A 4642-nucleotide genomic window follows, 5' to 3' on the forward strand; every position below is an offset into this window, starting at 1 on the left:
TTCTATATGGTAATCTGCCATAATTGGGAACCCTCAAAAATATCGTTTTATTCATTATAGACAACGGGTGAGGGTTGACAACAGCCGGGAACTCATGATAGGATATTGACATATTGTTTCATAATGAGAATATATGCACAAATAAAAAAAATTCGACTATTCCCATTATTTAAAGTATAGCGCAGACCCCCCCAAAAGGCAACCCCACCCCCCCAAAAAAAAATTTTTTCGCAACAAAACTTAATTTTTTGTTACAAAAGTTAACATAATGACCTAGTGATGGCGATGATGCGATCGCGGTAGATGGGAGGATTCTGTATTCGGGGAATATTTGGGCTGAGAATTTGCGTAAATTGTTTGACGGAAATTGATAAATAATTATATTTGCCGACGAAACTTTCCCAGGCGGTGCTAGAGGGAGAAACGGAGGAGTTGGAGCGGACTCTGGACAGTAACTACGGGTTGTTCGGGTTAGTAGTCACGAACTGCGAAAGTGCGATCGCCGATTGTCCAGAGCCGGAAATTCATGTCTATATTGGTCAAATCTGACTATATATGACTAGATTCTTGTTGAGACTTTACAATGCTTGGTAACTTTTGTGGATTCGCTATATCCTTGTGATACTCAAAGAATTGACTAAGCAAATTCTGCACGCGGGGACTAATTTGAGGCTGAGATGGTCAAAATTCTGGTGATAGTGATAGTTGGGGTTCTGGGAGCGATCGCTCTTTTGGAACTAGGGTTACGGGTTTTTTTTGGTTTTGGCAATCCTTTGATTTATGTATCTGATGAGGAGATCGGCTATTTATTGGCTGGTGATCAGAGTAGCAGACGATTTGGCAACCGGATTGAGATTAATCAATATTCTATGCGTTCTCATGCGATCGCCCCTACACCAGAAGATAACACTCTCCGGATCATGTTGTTAGGAGATTCTATTGCTAATGGTGGATGGTGGACTGATCAGGATGACACGATTTCTGCCATGATGACACAACAGCTTCAATCCCAACTACCAGTCAAACAGGTGGAGGTTCTCAATGTTTCTGCTAATTCCTGGGGACCCCCGAATCAATTGGCTTATGTTCAGAAGTTCGGTTTATTTGGTTCTCAGAGCTTAGTTTTGCTACTCAATACCGATGATTTGTTTGCTAGAATCCCTAATCCTCACATTGTCGGACGCGATCGCAACTATCCAGACCAAAAACCTCCTTTAGCCTTGTTGGAACTGTTTAACCGCTATTTAGGACGCGATCAGCCTATCCCTCCACCTTCTCGCCCACGTCCCCAGGATGTGGTGGCTTATAACCTAGATATGATTAGAGAGCTAAATGCGATCGCTCTTCAACAGGGGGCTCAATTCCTACTGCTGATGACTCCCCTGCTACGGGAAATCGGTCAGCCTGGACCCAAGGACTACGAACTTAAAGCACGCTCACGTCTGCAATCCCTTACCCAACAGGAAAATATTAAATTTATCGATTTGCTTACACCCTTCAACCGCCACCCCGACCCCCCGAGTCTCTACCGTGACCACATCCATCTCAGTCCCCAAGGTAATCAACTCGTAAATGAATTATTACTTGAGCAACTTAATTGATAGTTAAGAGTGCGATCGCCGCTGTTCGTCGATGGGGGTTGCTCTCAGGTTTCTCCATCATCCTCATTTGAGCGGACGATACGTCGGACTCCGACGCGCGCGATCGCTTGTTTCGAGAAACCCGGTTTTTTGAAAAAACCGGGTCATCAGCAAATTGGGTTATCAATTACACCGACAGAAAGGAAGTCATGGGATTTATAAATTGAGGGGTCGATGAAGGTTGTTGTCAATGCGAGGCGATTAATTGCTTTGATTAAGTGTTGTTGAAAACATCCCAATCAATTCCCAGTTGTCGCAGTGCAGACCGTAGAGTTCCAATTTTGAGATCGCGACTTCCCCAATCCGGTAACGCCGAAGCTTGCCCTGTGTTGGGATTCAACCACTTTCGGTGAGAGCCACCCCCGCGCCGGGGCAATTCTTGACAACCCAATGCTTTCAGTTTTCGGGCCACTTCGCGATACTTCATGAACTCACGACTAAAGTTTCTAGCCACACAGAATGATCGGCATCGGCAACACATAAATTTGGGGGTAAAGTTCGACCCAAATCCTCATAAATCTCGACCACGGCAGCCAGGGCATCCTGAACGTTGGCGAGGGCTTCCTCGGCGGTGTCGCCCTCGGTCAGAAGTTCTGGCAAGAGTGGGGAGGTCACAGTAAATCCCCCTTCGGGTTGGGGGGAGAGCAGCAAAGGAACTTTATAAAGCATTGTTTGGAGATTCTCCTTTTGGGTTGAGTCGTCTCGAATATTTTCCAGTTTTTATAACGCCTAATTTTAGCACTTGTAGCTGCTTTTAGTCAATGCTTTGAATGAGTGGCGATCGGGGCAAACGAGATAGGTGCGATCGCTCTTCGCGTAGCACAGGCATCTTGCCTGTAGTGGACCGACACGGCTAAAAATGTGCTTTCGTGTAGGGTGGGTTAGGCGGCTGAAACCCAGGCGGTGAGGCAATATAGCAATCCGCCGTAACCCACCGTTTAAGGTGTGTCGGTCCAGTAGAATCGAGAGCGTCGCTCCCATCGTGTCAACCCCCAGCGCTCATGGCTCCATCGGAATTGCTGACGACACCCGTTGTGGCGATCGCATTCCGGCGTCCGGACACGACGCGGAAGGTGTTTGATGTGATGCGCCGGGTGCAGCCGTCCCCACAGAAGCGCGATCGCACCTTTTCCGGGCATCTTGCCTGTATAATTGGGAGGGTCGCAATCCTTGGCGGAACCGGATTTATACCGATTGAGGGCTGGGACGATCGCCACTTCTGCTAATATACCCGCTTATGGGGGGAGTAACGGGGGATGTGGGCTGGGACTCGGAGGTTGGCGATCGCTTTGACGGGTGATATAATTCCGGTTGAGGTCTCAATAAATTCTTTAACAGCAGGGGGAGGTGGCAAGGTGCGATCGCATTACATCACAGCCAGCCTACCACTACCCTAGCACGATTACTGAAATCCAGGGAAATGGGGATGGCGATCGCTTTTTGAAAACCATCCACCGCCTCTTCTAGCTTACGGCTCGGCAGCAGTTGATTACCCCTCACTAAATCCCTGACTCCCCAGAATCAAGTCTATATAGACGGGTTGTATTCACCCAGCGATTATACCCAAGGAGAACATTCTTGCCAAGGATTTTCATCAATTCACAATTAACTACACTTGTCAAGTACGGATAACCGCATACTTTATTCCGGCAAACCGAATGCCGATCGCTCTAGGTATTATGTGATCGCCGCCCTCGGTATTCGAGCTAAACTTCCCCATCTTCTCTTCTCAACTCGGATACCGGCTCAAATTCTCTGGTATTGTGAGTGACCAATATGAAATTATTGACAATGGCTCGCGCGGCCATCAGCAAATCATCAGGGGCGATTGGGGTTCCCCAACTCGCCAAGTTGTTTCGGATTTCTCCGGCATTTTTGGCGGCTCTATCATCCCCAGGTAAGGAGACCAAAAAATCTCAAAATTCTGGTGGCATTGCCAAGTTGTTGGGCGGATTTTCACTCTCGCTTCGCCCCATAAAATCACTCAAATTTCACGGTGGTCAAAGGAATGTTGGGCATGGTGGGCGATCGCCATTTGATGGGTGATTGAGGCTTTGATTTGCTCACCAATTATGGCTCGTTTTCGGGGCATCTTGCCTGTATAATCGAGAGCGATTGCGCTACGCGCACGCTACGCGAACGCACCCATCGTGTCAACCCCCAGCCCTCATGCCCCCATCAGAATTGCGATCGCGCTACGCGATCGCACCAGATATTTCCCCCTGCCACTTCTGGCTTATATCATAAAAATTAAAATCTGTCAATCACGGATAACCGAACACTTTATTATTCCGGTAAACCGAATCTCCGGCGAGACGTGCTGCGCGATCGCTCATAGTGTAGCCCAGGCATCTTGCCTGTATAATCGGGGGTGCGATCGCACTTCTGAGACTCTAGGCAATACGTCGCACTCCGAGGCTACGGGAACGCGCTTCCGAGAATGTAGGCGATACTTCTGGCGGGCACGCTGCGCGAACGCACTTCTGAAAGGGTAGGCGATACTTCTGGCGGGCACGCTGCGCGAACGCACTTCCGAGAGAGTAGGCGATACTTCTGGCGGGCACGCTGCGCGAACGCACTTCCGAGAATCGCTCGGTAGATGTTTGTCAAGTTGCATCAGTCTCGTGATAGGGTATAATGCTGGGATATGTCAGGGGGTGGGTGTGTTGGTAAGCTAGTTATGAGGAGTGGTGAGGGAATGAGTGCGGGTGAGTTGCTGAGACAGGCGAATCAGTTGAAACGGTCTGGGAAGTTGGATGAGGCGATCGCGCTTGATCACCAGGTAATAGATATTAACCCCCATTTTGCTTGGGCTTATCATGGGTTAGGGGATGCTTTGGTTAAGCAGGGCAATTTAGAAGAGGCTGTTACTTGTTATTCTGAAGGCTTGAAAATTAATCCGAACTCAGCTTGGCTATCTCCGAGGCTACGCGATACGCACTACGGACACGCTACGCGATCGCACTTCTGAGAGAGTACGCGATCGCACTTCTGAAAGGGTA

The 4642-nt window shown here is 48.6% G+C and carries 10 protein-coding genes; 6 read left to right on the forward strand and 4 right to left on the reverse strand.

What is annotated here, in order from left to right; all coding sequences use genetic code 11:
• Positions 1-384 precede the first annotated feature (384 nt).
• Both B9T16_RS25925 and B9T16_RS25930 read left to right on the forward strand, forming a co-directional pair.
• Positions 385-549 (forward strand): hypothetical protein, encoded by a 165-nt coding sequence (locus tag B9T16_RS25925; protein ID WP_006622250.1) that lies wholly within the window; start codon positions 385-387, stop codon positions 547-549.
• A 128-nt stretch (positions 550-677) separates the two neighbouring features.
• On the forward strand, positions 678-1601 hold the full coding sequence (locus tag B9T16_RS25930; RefSeq protein WP_006616353.1) for an SGNH/GDSL hydrolase family protein: 924 nt from the start codon (positions 678-680) through the stop codon (positions 1599-1601).
• 253 nt (positions 1602-1854) lie between these two features.
• On the opposite strand, the gene B9T16_RS25935 is transcribed toward B9T16_RS25930, so the two are convergent.
• From B9T16_RS25935 to B9T16_RS25945, 3 genes are all read right to left on the reverse strand, one after another.
• A complete protein-coding gene (locus B9T16_RS25935) occupies positions 1855-2121 on the reverse strand; it encodes a type II toxin-antitoxin system HicA family toxin (protein ID WP_315642775.1) in 267 nt (88 codons plus the stop codon).
• Positions 2064-2309 carry a type II toxin-antitoxin system HicB family antitoxin gene (locus tag B9T16_RS25940; protein ID WP_006616355.1) on the reverse strand — a complete coding sequence of 82 codons (246 nt, stop codon included), beginning with the start codon at positions 2307-2309 and terminating at the stop codon, positions 2064-2066. The genes B9T16_RS25935 and B9T16_RS25940 overlap by 58 nt, the downstream gene beginning before the upstream one ends.
• Positions 2310-2639: 330 nt before the next feature.
• Positions 2640-2807: a hypothetical protein gene (locus B9T16_RS25945; protein ID WP_158307583.1), complete on the reverse strand. Its 168-nt coding sequence runs from the start codon at positions 2805-2807 to the stop codon at positions 2640-2642.
• Positions 2808-2896: 89 nt separating this feature from the next.
• Here B9T16_RS25945 and B9T16_RS25950 point away from each other — a divergent pair, with 89 nt between their 5' ends.
• Positions 2897-3037: a hypothetical protein gene (locus B9T16_RS25950; RefSeq protein ID WP_158307584.1), complete on the forward strand. Its 141-nt coding sequence runs from the start codon at positions 2897-2899 to the stop codon at positions 3035-3037.
• On the opposite strand, the gene B9T16_RS25955 is transcribed toward B9T16_RS25950, so the two are convergent.
• A complete protein-coding gene (locus tag B9T16_RS25955; protein ID WP_286131290.1) occupies positions 3012-3140 on the reverse strand; it encodes a hypothetical protein in 129 nt (42 codons plus the stop codon). The genes B9T16_RS25950 and B9T16_RS25955 overlap by 26 nt on opposite strands.
• A 276-nt stretch (positions 3141-3416) precedes the next feature.
• On the opposite strand from B9T16_RS25955, the gene B9T16_RS25960 reads away from it, so the two are divergent.
• The 3 genes from B9T16_RS25960 (at position 3417) to B9T16_RS25970 (ending at position 4611) form a co-directional block, all read left to right on the forward strand.
• Positions 3417-3686 carry a hypothetical protein gene (locus B9T16_RS25960; protein ID WP_014277567.1) on the forward strand — a complete coding sequence of 90 codons (270 nt, stop codon included), beginning with the start codon at positions 3417-3419 and terminating at the stop codon, positions 3684-3686.
• A 104-nt stretch (positions 3687-3790) separates the two neighbouring features.
• Positions 3791-4135: a hypothetical protein gene (locus B9T16_RS25965; protein ID WP_410246112.1), complete on the forward strand. Its 345-nt coding sequence runs from the start codon at positions 3791-3793 to the stop codon at positions 4133-4135.
• Positions 4136-4338: 203 nt separating this feature from the next.
• Positions 4339-4611, forward strand: coding sequence for a tetratricopeptide repeat protein (locus tag B9T16_RS25970; protein ID WP_231852059.1), 273 nt, complete (start codon positions 4339-4341; stop codon positions 4609-4611).
• Positions 4612-4642: the final 31 nt, after the last annotated feature.

It is taken from the genome of Arthrospira sp. PCC 8006 (assembly GCF_046480465.1).
Taxonomy (GTDB): Bacteria; Cyanobacteriota; Cyanobacteriia; order Cyanobacteriales; family Microcoleaceae; genus Limnospira; species Limnospira platensis.

What these genes read in the sequence shown, in the direction of transcription:
- B9T16_RS25950 (WP_158307584.1), top strand. Translation starts at nt 2,897, where the DNA reads ATGTGGGCTGGGACTCGGAGGTTGGCGATCGCTTTGACGGGTGATATA.
- B9T16_RS25935 (WP_315642775.1), bottom strand. Translation starts at nt 2,121, where the DNA reads ATGTGTTGCCGATGCCGATCATTCTGTGTGGCTAGAAACTTTAGTCGT.
- B9T16_RS25970 (WP_231852059.1), top strand. Translation starts at nt 4,339, where the DNA reads ATGAGTGCGGGTGAGTTGCTGAGACAGGCGAATCAGTTGAAACGGTCT.
- B9T16_RS25930 (WP_006616353.1), top strand. Translation starts at nt 678, where the DNA reads ATGGTCAAAATTCTGGTGATAGTGATAGTTGGGGTTCTGGGAGCGATC.
- B9T16_RS25940 (WP_006616355.1), bottom strand. Translation starts at nt 2,309, where the DNA reads ATGCTTTATAAAGTTCCTTTGCTGCTCTCCCCCCAACCCGAAGGGGGA.
- B9T16_RS25960 (WP_014277567.1), top strand. Translation starts at nt 3,417, where the DNA reads ATGAAATTATTGACAATGGCTCGCGCGGCCATCAGCAAATCATCAGGG.